The organism is Psychrobacter sp. FME13, assembly GCF_014861395.1.
Classification (GTDB): domain Bacteria; phylum Pseudomonadota; class Gammaproteobacteria; order Pseudomonadales; family Moraxellaceae; genus Psychrobacter.
The window spans coordinates 23,255-43,797 of the sequence record NZ_RRYV01000012.1; the positions used below are offsets into that span (position 1 = coordinate 23,255).

The 20,543-nt window shown below is 40.6% G+C and carries 12 protein-coding genes and 1 pseudogene; 6 read left to right on the top strand and 7 right to left on the bottom strand.

What is annotated here, in order from left to right; all coding sequences use genetic code 11:
- Positions 1 to 6 precede the first annotated feature (6 nt).
- The 7 genes and pseudogenes from EI164_RS03105 to pilG form a co-directional block, all read right to left on the bottom strand.
- Entirely contained in the window at positions 7 to 1,011 is a 1,005-nt protein-coding gene (locus tag EI164_RS03105) for a chemotaxis protein CheB (protein ID WP_192518543.1), read from the bottom strand.
- Complete coding sequence (locus EI164_RS03110) at positions 1,001 to 7,930, bottom strand: Hpt domain-containing protein (protein WP_192518544.1); 6,930 nt, start codon at positions 7,928 to 7,930, stop codon at positions 1,001 to 1,003. The genes EI164_RS03105 and EI164_RS03110 overlap by 11 nt, the downstream gene beginning before the upstream one ends.
- Before the next feature lie 30 nt (positions 7,931 to 7,960).
- A complete protein-coding gene (locus tag EI164_RS03115; RefSeq protein WP_318779512.1) occupies positions 7,961 to 8,932 on the bottom strand; it encodes a CheR family methyltransferase in 972 nt (323 codons plus the stop codon).
- 134 nt (positions 8,933 to 9,066) lie between these two features.
- Positions 9,067 to 10,119, bottom strand: a pseudogene (locus EI164_RS03120) (methyl-accepting chemotaxis protein); the annotation flags it as partial.
- Between the two features lie 519 nt (positions 10,120 to 10,638).
- A complete protein-coding gene (locus EI164_RS03125) occupies positions 10,639 to 11,169 on the bottom strand; it encodes a chemotaxis protein CheW (protein ID WP_192518546.1) in 531 nt (176 codons plus the stop codon).
- A gap of 3 nt (positions 11,170 to 11,172) precedes the next feature.
- Positions 11,173 to 11,535: a response regulator gene (locus tag EI164_RS03130; RefSeq protein ID WP_192518547.1), complete on the bottom strand. Its 363-nt coding sequence runs from the start codon at positions 11,533 to 11,535 to the stop codon at positions 11,173 to 11,175.
- Between the two features lie 276 nt (positions 11,536 to 11,811).
- Positions 11,812 to 12,189, bottom strand: a complete 378-nt coding sequence (gene pilG / locus EI164_RS03135) for a twitching motility response regulator PilG (RefSeq protein ID WP_192518548.1) — start codon at positions 12,187 to 12,189, stop codon at positions 11,812 to 11,814.
- A gap of 683 nt (positions 12,190 to 12,872) precedes the next feature.
- Here pilG and EI164_RS03140 point away from each other — a divergent pair.
- The 6 genes from EI164_RS03140 to EI164_RS03165 all read left to right on the top strand — a co-directional run bounded on the left by EI164_RS03140 (position 12,873) and on the right by EI164_RS03165 (position 20,448).
- A complete protein-coding gene (locus EI164_RS03140; RefSeq protein ID WP_192518549.1) occupies positions 12,873 to 14,168 on the top strand; it encodes an efflux RND transporter periplasmic adaptor subunit in 1,296 nt (431 codons plus the stop codon).
- Positions 14,169 to 14,403: 235 nt separating this feature from the next.
- Positions 14,404 to 15,126, top strand: a complete 723-nt coding sequence (locus EI164_RS03145; protein WP_192518550.1) for a response regulator transcription factor — start codon at positions 14,404 to 14,406, stop codon at positions 15,124 to 15,126.
- Positions 15,127 to 15,229: 103 nt separating this feature from the next.
- Positions 15,230 to 17,317, top strand: coding sequence for a sensor histidine kinase (locus EI164_RS03150; RefSeq protein WP_192518551.1), 2,088 nt, complete (start codon positions 15,230 to 15,232; stop codon positions 17,315 to 17,317).
- 435 nt (positions 17,318 to 17,752) lie between these two features.
- Positions 17,753 to 18,523, top strand: coding sequence for a methionine ABC transporter ATP-binding protein (locus EI164_RS03155; protein ID WP_192518552.1), 771 nt, complete (start codon positions 17,753 to 17,755; stop codon positions 18,521 to 18,523).
- Positions 18,524 to 18,574: 51 nt separating this feature from the next.
- Entirely contained in the window at positions 18,575 to 19,231 is a 657-nt protein-coding gene (locus EI164_RS03160; protein WP_413038429.1) for a methionine ABC transporter permease, read from the top strand.
- 242 nt (positions 19,232 to 19,473) lie between these two features.
- A complete protein-coding gene (locus tag EI164_RS03165) occupies positions 19,474 to 20,448 on the top strand; it encodes a MetQ/NlpA family ABC transporter substrate-binding protein (protein ID WP_225739084.1) in 975 nt (324 codons plus the stop codon).
- Positions 20,449 to 20,543 lie beyond the last annotated feature (95 nt).

Consider the following 20,543-nt stretch of genomic DNA (forward strand, 5'->3'; position numbering starts at 1 on the left):
AATAAGTTAATGTGAAGAGGCTGCATTTGCCTTTTCACCAATATAATCTGTCAGTTTCTGTGCTAAAGCCGTTGGACTACCAATAAAACTACAATATCCTGAATCAATGGTAGCCTGAGGCTGACTCGGACAGGCACTTACACTAGGATCCTGCGCCCACAATTGACTATTATTATCTTGAATGAGGTCCAAATATTGAGAGCCATCATTACCCATACCTGAAAATATAATATTAATAAGCTCACTACCATAAACATCGCTGGTATTTTTGAGAATCTGACCAATCGCGGGCTTATACTCGCCTTCCCAAGCTTGTTCTAAAAGAATAACTCGGCCTGTCGAGTCACACACAATTTGCTTATCAATAGGCGCAATAAGACACTTACCTGCTCGTAGCCGTTGCGACGATGTAATGACCTGACAATGCCAATCATTATGACGGTTGAGTATGCGTGGTAAGGTATCAATCATGGTTCTGTTAAAATGATGCGCCAATAAGATACAAACAGGCAGCTTGACTGATAAATTATCCAAAAACTCTTTGATCGCGCTAGGACCACCCATAGAAGCACCTAAAAACACCACATAATCCCAGTCTGTATCAATCTTATTGGGTTTGTGAACAGGCGTATCTATCAGCACTGGTAATTCAAGCATATGCGCAAGCTTACGCTTTAGCTTACGCTGCCATTTAGCATATTGTGTGGCTTCATTAAGATATGGTGCCTGACTAAAACCTACCAATACGGTTGCTGGTTTAGAAACAGTGGTTGCAGTCACAATACTTTCATCAAAGTCACTATCTATTAGCCATATATCAATAACTAAATCCGAGAGCACAGGTTTTTCTTGCAACTGCTCCCGTGACATACAGCCAACAAGGGTAAAGCCACAACTACGGACAGTATCAGAAAAGGCCATACGCTGATGATGCTCTTCTGCAACGACCATCACCTTGATATCAGCTTTGTCTTTATCCTTCAGTGCTAAAACACCTATATTATCCTTCATGAGTTAGACTGACCTTTTGACCCAGTATCTGTTGGATCTTACTAAGCAGCGCTTGTTCTTGGAAAGGCTTACCCATGTAATCATTCACTCCAATCTCTAGTGCACGCTGACGATGCTTTTCACCAGTACGTGATGTAATCATGATAATTGGGATATGCTGTAAGCGCTTATTGTATCTAACTTGGGTGGCGACCTCGAAACCATCCATACGTGGCATCTCAATATCTAGCAACATCACGTCGGGTATCATGTCTTGTAATATTTCAATAGCATCAACACCATCTTTCGCAACTGCCACGTTGAATCCTTGACGTTCTAAGAAGCGTGATGTCACTTTACGTACAGTAACCGAGTCATCAACCACTAAGACAGTAGGCTTAGACTCTAGGCTATTTTGTTTCACATCCTTAGTTTGCGGTATGTTTTTGACCATCTGTGCATTACGCATCAATGCAATCAGATCTAAGATCGGCATCACAGAGCCATCACCCATGATGGTCGCTGCAGAAATACCTAGTAGGTGCGATAACTGTTGTCCCAAAGGTTTTACAACCACTTCAATACGTGATCCTGCAATTTGATCAACTTGTAGGGCAATATTTTGTCCGGTACGGTTTTTAATGATGATGAGCGGTAAGCTTGTATTGGTGCTAACAACTAACTCATTTAGCTTATTACCTGACAGGATCTCATTTAAATAACGCACCCGATAATCAACATCTTCAAACGTCAACGTTGCATCACCTGACTGATAATAATCGTATAGCTTTTCTGGATTAATACGAACCACACGCTCAATCTGAACCAACGGTATCGCATAGTAACGATCTGCAGCACGAACGACCAAAGCATCAGATACGGCGACAGTCAAAGGTAAGCGCACAGTAAAGCGTGACCCTTTACCTAGCTCCGAGACCACTGATACTGAGCCGCCTAATTGACGAATCTCACTGATCACCACGTCCATGCCTACGCCGCGTCCAGAAATCTGTGTCACTTGTTTGCTGGTCGTCAATCCTGCATTAAAGATATATTGCATAATATCAAGGTCTGTGAGACTTCTATCATCTGCATCAATAAGGCCTTGAGAGATCGCTTTGGCACGAACAGCTTCTACATCAATTCCTCGACCATCATCTGATAACTGAATGACAATCTCACTACCCTCGCGATTGATTTCGAGAGTAATATGTCCACTACGTTCTTTACCTGCTTTTAGACGTGTTGAAGTATTTTCGATACCATGATCGACAGCATTACGAAGCATATGCTCAAGTGGAGATGTCATACGCTCTAGAATGGTTCTATCCATCTCGTCTTCAGCGTTGATAATCGTTAACTCAACAGACTTGTTCAATTCATTAGCAGTCTGGCGTACGATACGTTCAAGGCGCGGAGTCAAACGCGTAAACGGTACCATACGTGAGTGCATCAGACCATCTTGCAACTCAGTTTGCGTGCGTGATAGTTGCAATAAAAGACTTTCACTATCACGAGTCTTTTCTAATAGTGTTTGATTAATATCGATCAAATCCGATGCTGACTCTGTCAAAGATTTTGATAGCTGGTTCAAAGAGGAGTATTGATCCATTTCTAGAGGGTCAAAACCTTCATTCTGAATAAGTTCGTCATCTATTTGAGACAAGATTTGCGCTTCAAGCTCAATTTCCATTCGGCGTAACTGATCAGCCAGTCGCTGTACTGTCGTACCCATCTCTTCGAGGCTGTTAGTCAAACTACTCATGCCCATATCGATACGAGCACGGTTAATGGCGGACTCACCAGACAAGTTGATCATATGCTCAACTAAGCCCCCTGAAATACGAATCATCTCGCTATTACCAACACTCCGATCTTCTTCATTCGTATTGATAAGCATAGATGGTATTTCACTGATATCTTCTGCCAGATATTGTGAATCCTGCTTCTCTCTAGCAATCAAGAGTGTTTCACGTTGTGCTTTTAGAGATTCTTTAGGTACTTGCTTTAAGCTGTCAGGGTTTTTACTAAATTGCTGCAATGCTTCAATTAGTAATGCCGGCGTTGGCGGATTGACTTGTTGTCTAAGCACAGAAACTGCATCAGCTAACCAATCATGACTGGCAACCAGTAACTCTAATACTTTTTTAGTAGTCGGACGGCGGTTATCAACAAAGTCTTTATAAACCGATTCCATCTCATGCGCCAGATCTGCGATACCAGTAGCAGAAACCATTCGCGCACCACCTTTGATGGTATGCAGGTCACGCTGTAATGCTTGTAGTGCTGTTTTATTTCCTGTGTTTTCTAAGAATAGTTGTAGATACTTATTACGATTAGTAAGCTCTTCTGCTTCTTCTAAGAATACCGCTAATATATCAGGGTCTGGTAAACCATTAGCCCATGACTGCTTAATCATGCGATCCAGGCTTAAGCCATCTAATACTTCATCGCTACTGTTGTTCGTATTTTGGTCAACAGTGTTTTGTACCTCAGGTTCAAAATGATTTTTGGGTACAGGGACGGTCAGCTCTACCGCTTCTGGCAGGCTTTGTGCTTTTAAAAGCTGTTGTAACTGCTCAATGAGTTCTGAGGCAAAAAAAGATTTTTTATAACTCACAATATGCATCACTTGCAATGACATTGTGTCTTGCACTATCTGCATAATATCGAGCCACTGAGTGGTTGGTATTCGTCTGTTTTCTACAAAGGCTTCATAGACACTTTCAGCTTCGTGGGTCAGATCACCAATACTACGGATACCTGCCATCCGTGCGCCGCCTTTGATAGTATGCAAATGACGTTGCAACACTTTCAGTGCGTTAACATTACTAATATCCGAACGCCATTTATTGAAACTTTCGTCTAATGCAGCATCAAGCTCCTGCGCCTCTTCTAAAAAGATCTCTAAGAGTTCCGCATCAGTATCAATAGACTCAAGTTGCAACTCGGGTGCTGAGATGGCTCGAACCACAAAATCATCTTCAACTTCACGACTGTTATCTGCTTGACAAATACTCTGCAAGTCAGCAAGAACCTGTTGATCGATTTTTAATGATGTACTACCTGCCAATGCATCGAATAAGCCAACTAACTGAGCATGACCAGTATGCAAGATTGCTTGGTTATCTGCATCTCTTGCTTTTTCAGGATTGTCATTTAAGTAACCATAAGCGTTACCTAACGCATTGAGAATGGAAGTGAATTTTGGAAATTCTTGCGCTTTCTTAGCTAAATATTTTATTTGTGATAGTTGCTGCTCTATATATCCCTCAATATCAGCTATTTCAGCTTGATTAAGCGCATCATCCAGTTCCCATTGAGCATCCAATAATTCATCAATATTATTATCTAAGAGCTTCGCTATCGTTGGTTTATTATCAGATAGGACTTTAGTATCAGAAGCGATATCTTGCTCATCAAGCATCGCTTGCAATGATGCTATCTCTTGATCTTGTTGGTTTGGTATATCTTCTGCTAAGATATGTTTCGATTGAACATTTTTCTTATAGCTATTTAGATAACTATAAATCAGTGTAGATGACTTGGCTAAGGCCTCTAAGTGCTGAGCGTTCATAGCCTTATCTTGCTGTTGTAATAACTCTAAACTGTGCTCTATAGTCGCACTCACTTCACTAATGGCAGCAAGAGCTCTAGAGCCAGAAGAACCTCTTAAAGTATGAAAAGCACGGACAATATCATCCGTTACTTCAACATGAGATTCACCTTGATGTTCATCGACGAATTGGTCAACTTTTTGCAATAACCCCTCTGCTTCATCGATAAATATCTCACAAAATACTTTTTCTTCATCGCTTTGAGGTGCCAAAACAATAGAAGCCTCTGCAATCATTTCATTCACAGAATTGATTGTTTCCAGCGTAGCATCTATCCTTTCTTCGCCATTATTTTGGTTAAGGTTGTCCTCTTCTAAATCAGACGGTAACAATGATTCCTGCGTGGTTTTGGCAGCAGATGTATTTGACAATGTGTCATTATGATATAAATCAGAGTAACTGAAGTCATCACCATGCTGTTTACTATAAGCATTTGCACAGGCAATCCAGAGCGGTAACATACTAGGGTAATCTTGACGATTATTTTCGAATACTAGCAACATCGAAGGATAGGCTGCTAATACATCTCCAACCAGCTTTCTCATATCTACTGAGGCAGCGATACTATTATCCAAGATGCGATTAAGCATGTTTTCTATCGCCCAAGCCAACTCAGCAGTGTAGTTAGCACCTACCATACGGCCCGAACCTTTTAAGGTATGAAAACCGCGGCGGATATCTGCCAATCCACTTAAATCAGTTATTGACAGGCACCAGTTTTCATATAAAGGTAAGATTTCAACCAATACTTCATTGGCCTCTTCTATAAATATCTCTTTAATATCTGGATCTGCATCATTAGCATCAGCAGCCAACTGTTCTGGGGTCTGCATAAATGGTACGAGTACCGATGGAATCTCGATATCAGACAGTGATGCGCTCATATCTCTACTGTCACTGTCATCATTTATTTTTTGAGATTCATCAGTCGTGTCATTATCAGTTACTAACTCAGTATCATGAACTGTTACGCTTGCTTCTTCTTTTAAGCTACTTTCTGATGCAGAATCGACTGACTCAGGTTCAGGTAGACCTAACCCGCTATTAATTGGTTGCTGCGTCATTAAGTTATGGCTTTTTAGCATAATAATAGCAGGATCAAAGCTTGGTACTTGTTCCGCTTCAAAATCTGTGACCAATACTGGTAAAATTTTTGCCGTTTCCATTACTAGGCTGACGACATTATCGGTTACAGGTAATGTCTTATCTAACAAACGATTAAGCAGGTTTTCGATTGACCACGCCATCTCACTGATACTGAAGGCGCCAACCATACGGCCTGAACCTTTTAAGGTATGGAAACCTCTACGCACTTCGGTAAGTGGTGTAAGATCTTGCGCATCTTGCTCCCAAATGGGTAGGAAGTCCTCCAGATCAGTGATTACCTCTCCCGCCTCCTCAATAAAGATATCCCTGATATCTGCATCCATCTCAAACTCATCAGGCTTAACTTGCTCTCTTACTGCTGCTAACGCCTCACTCTCTATGTTATCAACTGCCGTGTCCTCTAGCTGTTGCGTCATCTCATCATCTTCATTAGAGTCAGTCACAGCTTCATCTTGAATATTCTGTTCACTAGCAGGGGCAATTTCACCACTATCATCGTAACGCAGTACATTGGTTGCCGCTGGTTTTTGAGTAAGAAAAGTATCATTGACCGTATCTGGTGCTGCAATATAATCATTAAGCAGCTGCGTCGCTTTGGCTGTATATTCATTTGCCTGAGTGAGTAGCTTTTGATCAAAGACTTGCTGCGCAAGGTAATCAAGTAACAACTCAATAGAGGTCAACCCTTCAGCCACTGCCTGTGTTACATCCCAACTAAGCGCCTCAATCTCATGATCCACCAATTGTGTAAATATATTAGACAGCGTGTTAATGGTTTCACGTACCTCTGGCACACCCATATCAGAAAAAGCGTCACCAATACTAGAAAAATGGGTAGCAGTAGGCAATAAATGGCTGTCTTGACGCTGTACATAATCATTGAAGCTTTGCTTGACGTCTTCTACTGCAGTACGCAGCTCACGCAAATCACTATTAGCAGTGCTCGTAACCTGATAACTGTCAGACGGTGTATCAGTATTATTAAGCGTGTCAGGCAATGTGACAAAGGAAGCTGCATCTCCTATCTTAAGAGATATTGTCTGTTCAGTATTATAAATGGCGTTATATAACTCTTGCAGCTGCCGCTCAATTTGCCACTTGCCTTGTGTAAAGCCATTCTCTGATGAGAGTACATCCTCGATATTAGTAAGAATTGACTCCACTTGTCCCACATAATATATCCAACCTCGACGCTCAAGCTGACGTTGAATTTTTTGTAAGTGGTTTAGCAGTGTGTCTGGCTTATCCAAGTTAAAGATAAGCATTTCCAGTTCACTAAGTATTCGCGGTAAAAAACGTGGTGCTGTACCTGTATTTTGCAATAAGTTATTTAGTATAGACTGAGTGGTTTCGTTACTTTGTGCAAGACTACTTAATTCAAAGTAGACTCTAATAATTAGATTTCTGATAGCGGTTACTGACAGTTCAGCTTGCTCAACACGAGACTCTATCACTTGTTCCAACTGACTTAGCACTGGTGCATAATGCTCAGGTAACGGGGTATCGTTATCAGCAAGATCGTTTAACCACAAGTCGGTTAAATACCAAAGTCGTTGTACGTCTTCGTCTTGAGCAGTTTGCCATAAATACTGGCTAACGCATCCTAGTACTGTTAATACAGAAGATTGGTTCGTATTGGCCACCAACAGCTCTCGTACTTGCTGTCGCCAAACCAATAATAACTGTTGATAATGATGATGAGCCAAAGGTGTAGTAATGTTACTGACTGGAACCATTACGTCTATACTATCGATAACATTATCATCGACGGCATTATTATTTGAACCCTCATGCTGATGTCTACCCACAAGGCTTACCGATGGCTCTATGACGACCCCTAGCGCTGACAATGCTTGATCAAGATCATTAGCAGCGTTATTAATTAACATCGTATTGTAGCTACTGGTACGCAAGTATTGATTCAGCTCACACTGTAGCAATCTATGCGCAAACTGACCGATACGGCGGTTGCTGACAGAAATACCATCATGATCACTTGCTTCTACCAGTGAACTCAACTTATTGGCAAGATCGGCTAACAAAGGAAGACGAATCATAGTCAGCGCACCGCTAACCTGATGATAAGACTGCACCATCTGCTCACTATCAGTGTTGCCGTTATCTAACTGCCAGCCATTAAATACCTGTGATAACTGCTGATTAAACAGTGGTAACAACCACTCAAGCGTCACTATGTCATTGGGCTGGTTTTTCATAGGGTTATCCTAACTCGTCTAAGCACTAATTTAGGCATTGATTTTCTGCCACACATTAACCTGTGGGTGCGCAATACGGCGCATATTTGAAGGACGCCAAAATAGCGCCTCACCTGGAGCCAATATAATGTACCCACCTAACACGCACTGCTCTGATAGCCTCGCTAAAATGTCACGCTGATCAAACTTGCGAAAATAGATCAACATATTTTGGCAAATTATGATCTGCTGAAGGTGCGAGGTAGGTGGGGTTTTTTCCATAATATTATGTAAAGCGAAACTAACGTTTTGTTGCAAACTTGGTGCTATCTGCCAGTGTGCTTGATGACTTGTTGTCGCTTCATTAGTTGTGGCCGAATCACAAACATTCGGCTTTCTAATCACACTATTCTCATACAATGGTTGAACAAACTGCTGATAACTAGGAGGTATCAATAACTTTTGTCTATTATTATAGTACCCTAGTTCTGCATTTATAATAGCTTGTTGGCTAACATCAGTACCTAGTATTACGTGATTTTTCAATTGCTGTGCAGCTAAACTCATAGCCAATGACCATACTTCTTCACCACTTGCACAACCAACACTCCAAATTCGAAACAACTCATCAGAAGTATTGACAACACCACTATTACCGCCTGATGCAATCCTTAATCGCTGATTGTCTAATGCACATTTTTTGACAAATTCTATAGAAGGCATATAACGGAAAAATCGACTTTCATGAATCAATACGTTATCTAATAGCTGTTGACGCATCTCATTATTTTTTGGTAGCTGATTCCATAGTTTTTTAGCAGTCAACCCATAGGATAATGCAGTATTATCAATCGCATTGATCAACCATTTCCGCTGAACATTGGGTAGCACAAAACCGATCTCTTGCTCTATGTATCGTTGCCACTGCTGCACATCAAGACTATCGTCTTGCGACGATGCATTAACTAGTGTTGGCTTGATACTCTCAGTAACATTGCCACCCATTTGAATAAATTTATCCACGTCACCTGCTATAGTTACTGCTACAAAATCACTATTCGCACAGCATTTTAATTAACATATGAATATGAAGTATGATAAGTCCTCTAACACTCACTTAATGCTAGAGCCTATCATTGCACATCTACTTATAATGTTTATTCTGTATCTGATGTTTCGCCATCTAACGACTCATCATCATCTGATATTTTAAAGCCAGTCACAGACTCTTGAAGCGCTGCTGCCATTTCACTCAACTCACCAATAGAACGTGCAGTTGCCATCGTACCAGATGAAGTTTGCGACGTAATATCTTGAATGATATTCATCGTGTGAGAAATATGGCCTGCAGACTCAGCTTGTTGTAAAGCCGCATTTGAGATGTTTTGAATCAAGTCAGCCAGCGTATTAGAAACGCTCTGTACTTCTTCTAGTGCTTCACCAGCATCTTTAGCTAATCGAGCACCACGTACAACTTCAGAAGTCGTTGATTCCATTGACACAACTGCTTCATTAGTATCTGCCTGAATGGTTTTTACCAATGTTTCAATCTGTTTGGTTGCATTGGCTGAACGTTCAGCAAGACGTTGAACCTCATCAGCAACAACCGCAAAGCCTCGACCTGCTTCACCAGCCATCGATGCCTGAATAGCAGCGTTTAATGCCAAAACGTTAGTCTGGTCAGCAATGTCATTAATCAAACTAACGATATCACCAATCTCTTGCGAAGACTCACCAAGACGTTTGATACGTTTTGATGTCTCTTGAATCTGATCACGAATAACGTTCATACCTTCAATAGAACGCTGTACAACATCTGCGCCGTTATAAGCAATAGCAACTGAACGCTGAGCAACTGTCGCAGATTCCGAAGCGTTATTTGACACTTGGTCAATTGATATCGTCATTTCATTAATAGCGGCTGATACACCAGCAATTTCTTGTGCCTGATGCTCAGATGCCTCAGCAAGCTCAACCGCATTCATCTGCGTCTGATCTGAAGACTGCGAAACACGGTCAGCGGTATTGTTAATAACCAGTACCAATTGGCGCAATTGGTCAATCGCAAAGTTCACTGAGTCAGCAATAGCACCAGTAAAATCTTCTGATACAGTTGCATTAACGGTCAAATCACCTTCTGCTAAATCGCCTAATTCATCAAGTAAGCGCAAAATAGCTATCTGGTTACGTTCGTTCTCTTCTTGAATTTGACGTGCTCGTTCAGACTCTGTTTCTGCTTCTTGACGACGACGCAACGTTTCTTTTTCAATAAGTAATCGTTCTGATCCACCGCGCTGTTTCAGTAGCTGATACGACGCAAATAAGATTCCTAATACACCTATCACAAATACAACTACTGGCAAGACAACAGACTGATTAAAATCAGGGAAATATTGACTCACTGATGATAAGGAGCTGCCCAACCAAATCAAACAAGCCACACTTATCGAAGCAAAAAGTACTAATAATAATTTCCACTCACTATTAGCATCTTTGCTAAGTGCTGCTGTATTAAGCGTACCAGCTGCAGGGTTTTTTATAACATCACTCATCGTGCGTATTCCTTTCAAACAATCATCAAAGTCTGATCTTGATTGACTTTGACAATCTTATTGTTATAAAAACAACAGTGATTAACAAAGCCTGTGTGAATGTTGACATCCAACCGTATTCTGTCATTCGCTACTATGTCATCATAGCGCTAACAGCCAGATATCTGTTATTAATAACTATACTGCAGCATCAGTATACTGCTTGTCTTGTGCGAGTAAACTTGGCATGAAAACATACCAGTCTTGCTCATCTTTAAAAAACTTACCATGATTATAAGGGGCAAAGGGCGAGTTAGGCTCAATTGCCTCTGCCCTGTATTGGTCATGTGTAAACTGCTCAATACCAATAACATGATCTACTACCAGACCCGAAAAAAGATTGTCATGATCGATGACAATAACTTTGCGTTGGCTCATTTGCGTCAAACGACTAGGGACCTGCAGAAACTTGGATAAATCTGTTATGGGCAGTAGCCGTCCACGAATATTGGCGATACCTAGCATCCAAGGCTTTACTAAAGGCAAGCTAGTATACTCTGGCATGGCTAATACTTCTGATATCTGACCCATTGGTGCAACTAAGCGTTGTCCACCAATTTCAAACACCACACCTTGCCAGTCATACTCTTGTCCACCGCGGCGACCACTTTTGCGCGCACGTGCTAAATCTGCTAGACGCAGAAGCTCAATAAACCCTCTGGAAGCCACAAGCTACTCCGTTACTTTGCGAATGATATCAACCAAGCTATTCTCTTCAACCGGTTTGTTCATATATTCTTTAGCGCCTTGGCGCTTGCCCCAAACTCTATCTGTTTCCTGGTTTTTGGTACTGATCATAATCACAGGGATATGAGCAGTGGTTTTACCACGAGTAATTTTTCTCGTGGCTTGAAAACCATTCATTTCTGGCATAACCACATCCATCAAGATGACATCTGGCAGGTGATCGGCAGCCATTTGACAACCTTGCTCACCATTTGTCGCTTCTAAAATTTGAAAGCTATGTCGAGCAAGCATATCGCGAAACTTCGCCATCTCAGATGGTGAGTCGTCAATGACCAAAACAGTAGTCATAGAAATTTCCTTTATTTTCGAATAATACCCAAAAGGATATGTTGTTATATTATTGATACAACCCGAGTAAAATCATTTACCAAAAATAGTAGTATTCATTTCTCAACAGTTGTTATTGAATATTGAGCAATTATTGTAAATTGTCACTCATATTAGGTTTTTAAATCTATCAACCCAGCCTCAAAAAATTGCAAAAATCATACCAACTAAAATCGTATATCCAGATTTTCACTTACAAAGGTACATATTCCATGGCTATTATTAGCAATTTTTGTACTAACGGTATTGATTGATTGCCTCAAACAGCTCGTCTTTGCTGAATGGTTTCGTTAAATATTCGTCAGAACCAACAATACGACCACGCGCTTTATCAAATAAGCCATCTTTAGATGACAACATAATTACTGGTTTGTTTGCATAGTCAGGATTGTTTTTTATCAATGCACAAGTCTGATAACCATCTAAACGTGGCATCATAATATCAACAAAAATAATATCTGGGTTGTTATCAACAATCTTTGCTAAAGCATCAAAGCCGTCAATAGCAGTCACTACTTCGCAACCAGCTTTTTGTAGCAGTGTTTCCGCAGTACGGCGAATGGTTTTTGAGTCATCAATTACCATCACTTTCAAACCATCAAAATCATTTTCCATTATCATTGTCCTATAAACGACTATTTATTCGTAATACTATCTATCAACACAAGACGTCAACGTGTCATACCATTTATTATTGGATTGATACGAGCCGCTAATTTTGTGTTGCCATGTGTTATGACAGTGAACCTACCATCTGTCAACATTTACCTATTAAACATGCTATCAGCATAGGTTACTATACGCACTTTTTTATTAATAAGCTTACAAAATCGTTCCTAATTTTTAGCTTTTTGAACAGACAGTTTTGTCTGACTTTAACGGTTAAAAATCCGGATTGTTTTGATTTCACCAAAAGCACGTCCCTACTGACCATGATAATTGCTATCTGAGCATAGAAAGTTCAAATCAGAATAATCATCAACTTCATGATATTTCTACATTATATAGAAACGATAAAAATATTGCTGAATAATCTTATATTGTAATAAATATGTATCAAACTTTCTCTATACTAAAGTTGTTTTTAGCACAATTATCGGCCCGTTTCCAGTCATAATCGAATCAATATTCAAACTGACTGGTAATATAAAAGTGTATCTGAAACGCTATTACTGTTATTTTTGATACTTATTTATTTTAATTGCCATATATTCATAAGTCTAGATAAGTGTTTAATGATCATTTCACCTCTATACAATTCACTATATAATAAAATAATGATTACTAAGGTGAGTGTTATGACAGCTTCCAGAATATTGAAAACCAGTAGCTACTTATCAGGCGTTTTGCTGCTTATTGCCTGTCAGCCGCCTCTACCTGTTGATGAGAATACTGCCGACGAAGACAGTACAGTAGTAGATGCGCCAGTGGTCATCACCAATGATAGCGTAACCATCACACCTGACCATATTTTAAGCATAAAATCCTCACGTTACCAGCCCAGTCTTGGCTTACAAGGTAAGATCAAACCTATAAGACAAACCACATTCATCACAGCATACCCAATCAACGTAGAAAAAGTATTAGTTACTAAAGGTCAATGGGTAGAAAAAGGTACGCCGTTACTCATTGTTCGACGTCTAAACACAGAAGCACAAACAGCGAACTTACCCAATACATCAGAAGAGTCTGCCTCACAATCAGATAACTCTGAACAAGAGACTCCCATTCAGCATACCGAGTTGACTAGCGATACAGCTAATATCAAACCAAAAAATACTGAAAGTACCGATGCAAACGTGACACGTGCAGAGACTACGACAAATAATAGTGACACAACCGAAAAGAGTAACCCCGTTGATACAGAAAGCCCGGCAACAGCGAACTCAGCGATAGAAGTAGATAATGCCGACATCAACGCTCATGATAAGCAAATAAATAGTAATAACAGCCCAAAACGCTCACAAAATCAGTACGGCTTAACGACTGTTTATGCTAGTTTTTCAGGGCGCGTAGAAGACCTATATGCCAAAGTAAATCAAACGCTAAAGGCTCGAACGCCGCTGCTAACGTTTAACGATGAAACTCATTTATACTTTACATCAATCCTACCAGTCCAAGCTGAACCGCAGCTTTCAGTAGGCCAGACGGTCAATTTCACTGTTGAAAATATGTCAGAAAAATTTACTGGACAAATCAGTAAACTAACCATAACCAGTCAACCAAAAAAACTCTTAGTTAATGTAGATGTGATTGATAACGAAGTAGGTAGTGATAAGTTATCATCTAATATGAAAGCAACAGGACGAGTTAATTATGGTCAAATAGATGTAGGTACTACTGTGCCTAAGCGTGCCCTGCACGATGTTGACTTGACAGAATTACAAACGCCACCATATAAACCACTTATGCCATTAACTGCTAATGTTTGGATTATTGGACAAGATCAACGATTGCAGCAACAGCCTATTGAAGTGGTCGAGTATAATCCTGATACCAACCAATATTTGATTGCAGGCATTAGTAATGACAGTTTGATTTGTCTGGCTGACTTACCGGTGAGCTCAAATGGCAAGATAGTCAAGGTTTCATAGTCTTCAACACAGGCTGTTACATTGTATAGAAACATTAACAAAGTCTATCTTGTTTTGTAACAGCTTAATTAGGCAATATAGCCATATGTCATAGAGCATTATATTTTTTTCAATCTTAGAGGCTTAACGGTTTGCATCCTTGAACATTTAAACATCATTGATGTATTGATCATAAGTAATACATGACAGCACGTTAGACTTTTTACGAACCATAACAACAACTAGAGGACAACCCATGAGTAAGCAAATTTTATTGATTGAAGACGATCCTGATTTAGCCGAGTTGATCAGTGACTACCTAACGATGAATTATTACGATGTACATCATGCAGGTCTTGGTCAAGAAGGACTTGACTTATTAGACACTAAAGAACGCGATATAGACTTGGTTGTCCTTGATTTGATGCTACCTGATATGGATGGTATGCAGGTGTGTCAAAAAATTCGTGGTAATAAGAATAACATGACCAATAAAATCCCAATTATCATGCTAACAGCGAAAGGAGATACGACAGATCGCGTATTAGGTCTTGAGATGGGTGCTGATGATTATATCGCTAAACCTTTCGAGCCACGTGAACTACTAGCACGTATTCGTGCAGTGATTCGTCGCCACGAGCAACCCAATCAAGCAGACAGTCAGTCAGACAGTTTAACTTTCGGTCGTTTAAGTGTGTTCCCTGATAGTCATGAAGTAACCATCGATGACGAGCCTGTACGTTTGACAACGCATCAATTTCAATTACTGCATTACTTTGCTACTCACTCTGGTAAAGTACTAAATCGCGAGCAGCTTTGGCAAGCCATGCCAAATGATGATAGCTCAGACAACATCGATCGTGCTATTGACGTCCATATTTCAAGACTACGAGCTTTGATTGAAGACAATCCACGCCAACCAAAACGCATTATTACAGTACGCGGTGTTGGTTATCAATTTGCCACCGATCAAGTTTGATCATCGTAAAAAACAGCTAACCAATCGAAAAACAACCATGCTATTTGATTTGTAGGTCAAATAGCATGGGTCGATATAAGCGTCTAATAATAGAGATGGTTTAATGCAGCAATTGGGTTTTCGTTCCGTATTTGCCAAGTTATTTGCCAGCGTCATGCTAGCACTTACGCTATTTGCAGTCGCTATGGTGCTATTAACGCAGCTTGTGCATGACAAAGATGCAAGTATTCGCTCAGAAGTATTAGCCACACAAATTTTGGGACAAATAGACCCATTTTTGCATGAGCTCAATAACTCTGTTAGCCGAGACAATCGCTTACAGTCCCGCTTCATGCTGGCAGTGGTCAAAAAAAGCTTTGATATTTTTGATGAGTCATTGCAAGCCAAGATGGGCTTATATGACAGCCAAGGTCGCTTGTTGATGCAAACAGATAACAGTGATTTACCACTAGAGCTGCCACCTCCTCCTTCTTTGTTATCACGTGCTTTTCCCTCATTTGCAGAAAAAGCTCCTACTCAACAAGCTCAAGTTTATAGCAGCACTGGCTATACCCTGTTATATGAATCACGCTTACCTCCAAAAAAACCCGTACTCTCTTCTGCACTGAATTTGTTCACTGGTACATTACTACTGCTATTCATCATGGCGGGCGTATTATGGTGGATTGCTCGTACCATTACTTGGCGCATCAATCAAATGAGCCAGCAAATGACACAATTGGGTGATGGTGACTTTACGGTACGAGTTAATGTTAGTGGTAATGATGAAATCACTTCATTGGCATGTGGATTCAATCAAGCCGCCCAAAAAATCGAACAGCTCATCGATGCCAATAATTTACTACTAGCACATGCCTCTCATGAGCTACGTACGCCCATTACTCGTATTCGCTTACAGATCGAAATGATGGATATGCTCACTAATGCTTTACCATCTGACACAAAAGCAAAATTTGATAAGCGGGCTCAGGCAGTCAATCGTGACTTATCAGGACTTAACGATTTGGTAGAGAGCATCCTATTAGTCAGCCGTATGGATGCAGGTCACGCTTTACAACAAGTTGAACGTTTAGACTTATACGACCTAGTCAATCAAGAGCGCCAACACTATCCTGAAGCTACGTTAATTGGTGAGCATGTTACTATTGATGGGCAAGCAGCGATGCTGACTCACTTAATTCGTAATCTATTGACCAATGCAATGCTGCATGGCAAACCACCTGTAACGGTATTATTGTACGGTGTGCAGATGATTGATGAGGCTGGCATCATTCCTGATTATCTGTTACAAACAGTGCTTTGTGATGGCTTCATTGATTGTAATGGTGTGGATTTTGAATCTTATGATAAGCCACTTGATACTAATGACGGCAGTGTACAAAATACTGTGCCGCTAAATAATACATCAACCACTAGTGACAACGGCAACACTGAAACAACAGATTCGATCGCTACACTACCCGCACCACTTATTTATAAAAATGGTGAAACTATTGTTGCCGATACTGATACCGATGCCGCAGATCATGAGGCTGAGGTAGCGTTATTAGGCAGTCGCACTAACAAGGATACATCTGAGACAAACGCTACTAAAAATTTAGCCACTCATGAAAACACATCGAGTACTATTAATGAACCTTTATTGAGCGCTAATTATCATCGCTTTACCAATGAATTGACTGCTAAGATTAAAAAATCTATTTGGAAGGCTGTTCCTGATACTCAAGATAGCTCAACAAACAAAAACGTTAAAAACAAAAAATCTGATGAAGCAATTATTGAGTCAACCGTTAACAGTAATAGCCCTAAAAATAGTACGAATACACAAGACGACTCTAAAAACAATGCTCCCAACACTACTGAGGCTTTAAACACTCCGCGTAAAGAAGGCTTATTTGCCAAACACATGAAAAAAGCCAAAGCAGAACCTGTACATCCCCTACCAAAATATGCAGTTTTGTCAGTCATTGATGAAGGTACAGGTATTCCGGAAGACAAACGTGAAGAAGTATTCAGTCCATTTGTGCGTTTACAGCAAAAAAATAAAGGCTCTGGTCTTGGTCTATCTTTGGTATCACAAATTGTTACTGCCCATCAAGGACGCATCCTCACCGATACCTTGAATGGTCATACTAGATTTTTAGTTATCATACCCGTTAAGCATGACCCAAATTACCAACAGAACGATTAAGGTGTATCTCCCATTCACTCGATAGTCATCTAAATGGGCTAAAAATAGCTAAACCTTGCCAAACATCGTCAAATAACTGGTCAATATCCAGATACCATTTTCGCTATTTTGCTTGTTTGACGATCATTTTTATCACTATTTTTGAAATGAACGCTTTGGCCAATCACGCTATTACCTTGATAGCATGTGTTACCCACTGGCAGAATCTTAGCTTCAGTGTTCAACGATCCTCAATACTATTATGACTGGCTAATAGCTACTGTTCATAAGCCTGTCACGGATGCGCATATCCAAAGTGCCTAATAATATGCTATATTAACGCCCCTTATTATAGGGTTGTTAACAGTTGTTTTTTTAATTGGCTTCTTAAGTAGCAAGTAGAAGCAAAACAACACGTTCATGACTATTAAAAAATTATTAAATTTTGAGCCCTCCATGAATGACATGATTGTCTTAAACGATGTGACCAAAAGCTTTTTAAGCGACCGATCAATCAAGGACAAAAACGGCAAACCACATTGGTTTACTGCTGTCGAGCCAACGTCACTGTCTATCCAACAAGGTGAAATATTTGGCCTAATGGGCTACTCTGGTGCCGGAAAGTCCACCTTATTGCGTCTGATTAATATGCTCGAACGTCCAGATTCAGGTCAAGTCATCATCGATGGTACCGACTTAACGACTTTGTCTGCCAGTGAGCTACGTATCGCTCGTCACAATATCGGTATGATATTTCAGCAATTTAATCTCATGTCTAACCAGACTGTATTTGACAACGTAGCATTTAACTTAAAAATTTCTGGTTATCCAAGTCGTGATATTCATAAACGTGTGATGGAATGCCTAGCGATTGTAGACTTAACCGACCGTGCTGGCCACTATCCTGCTCAGCTATCAGGTGGACAAAAGCAACGTGTTGGTATTGCCCGTGCCATTGCGCCAAGTCCAAAAGTACTACTAGCCGATGAGCCCACCAGTGCGCTTGATCCTGCAACGACCCGCAGCTTACTGACTTGCTTACGTGATATCAATGAGAAGCTTGGTGTGACCATTGTCATCGTAACCCATGAGATGAGTGTCATTCGTAGACTCTGTGATCGCGCAGCATTACTGCATCAAGGGAAACTATTGGAAGTGGCAAACGTAACAGAAGGTCTGATTGAAGCAACCACCACAATTGGCCAAGGCTTAGTGCACGAAGACTAATGAGAGGCAGGAGAAATAAATATGTTAACTGATAGTGGATTATCCGCCTCTATAGACAAACTGTTGGCTCTGCGCAAAGAAATTATCGATGCCTTTATCGATACCTTTATTATGCTTGGTATATCCACAGCAGTAGCCATAATTATTGGTGGGCTGTTTGGGGTATTCTTGTTTTTATCCAGTGATCGACAGTTTTTGCAAAATAAGACACTATATGGTGTGCTAGGTGGCATTACCAACTTTATGCGTGCTTTCCCATTTGTCATTTTAATGATTGCCATGAGTCCTTTTACAAAAGCGATTGTAGGCACAGGCATCGGCCCTATAGCTGCATCGCTGGTATTGGCCATTGCTGGTTCGTTTTATTTTGCCCGTTTGGTCGAGCAAAACTTACGTGAGGTACCACGCGGTATTATCGAAGCCACCGAATCTATGGGAGCCCGTCCTTTTACTATCATTAAAGTCCTACTTAATGAAGCTCGCTCAGGACTGGTGCTGTCAGTGACGATTCTTTGCATCAGCCTACTCTCTTACTCAGCAGCGGCTGGTATGATTGGTGGTGGTGGTTTGGGTGATTTGGCCATTCGCTACGGCTATTATCGTTATCAAACTGAAGTAATGATATTTATCGTGATTGTCCTTTCAATCATGGTGATTTCTATTCAAGCCACTGGTAACTGGTTGGCTACTCGTTTGGATAAACGCTAAAACCTTTATCCAAAAATAGAATAGTGTCAGAGTAAGGGCCATCTGAGCTAATGCTAATATGAATAATATTCAAGGTTTGATGCCAATTTATCCTAAGCAAAAAGCTTGACTTTGTTACTGAGACCCTTTAATTTTGTTACTAACTTAACAGCCGTTAACTCAGCAGCATTACTATTGATAATGTTGCTTTTTTAATGGTCGCTATTTAACCTTTTACATCATACCTTTATTAAGGAAATTCAATGAAATTAACAGATATCAGCCGTCAGTTGGCCACAGCATTTGCGGCAGTTGGCGTATCAAGTCTAGTCTTAGTTGGCTGTAGTAATTCATCAGCGCCAGAAGCGAGTCAAGAAGCGGTAACCGAAGGTTCAACAGCAGAAACTGCGGCAAATGACATCGATCCTGATCATACAAAAATCATTATCGGTACGACCGAAGGTGATTTTGCTGACATGGTACGTAACCAAGTAAAAGGCTCGCTTGAAGCACAAGGCTACGAAGTTGAGCTGATTCCATTTACTGATTACGTACGCCCTAACTTGGCATTGGCTGAAGGTGACTTGGACATCAACATCTTCCAACATAAGCCTTATCTTGATAACTTCAAAGCAGAAAACAATCTTGATTTGGTCGAAGTCTTCCAAGTACCAACCGCACCACTTGGTATCTACTCAGGTAAAAAGACCTCTTTTGATGACGCTTATAAAGGCATGAGTGTCTCTGCACCAAACGATCCAAGTAACTTTGCGCGCGCTTTGGTTATGATGGATGATCTTGGTTGGATTAAACTAAAAGATGATATCGATCCACTAACAGCTTCAAAATCTGACATCGCTGATAACAGCAAATACGATATCGATATCATTGAACTAGAAGCCGCTCAGTTACCACGCGCCCGTGACGAAGTAGACTTTGCCGTCATCAACGGTAACTATGCAACAGATGCTGGCATCGATCTGACCGAAGCGCTGTTCCAAGAACCTAGTTTTGCTTATGTCAACTGGTCTGCTATTAAATCTGCTGATACTGGCAAAAAATGGGTCGAGGACGTTACCAACGCTTATAACTCAGAAGCCTTTAAAAAATATGCTCATGAGACTTTCCCAGGTTATAAATATCCAAAAATTTGGGGTGCTGACGACAGTGCACATGCTGAAGGTGATGAACACGAGCACGAGCACGAACATGCAGAAACAGACGCAGCTGCCCAGTAAGTAAGCACGTATTTAGATGATAAAAAATAGCTATTTTAAATAGGGGCTGTATAGAATTCAAATCAGCGGCAGCCAGATAAAGACACAAGCGAGAA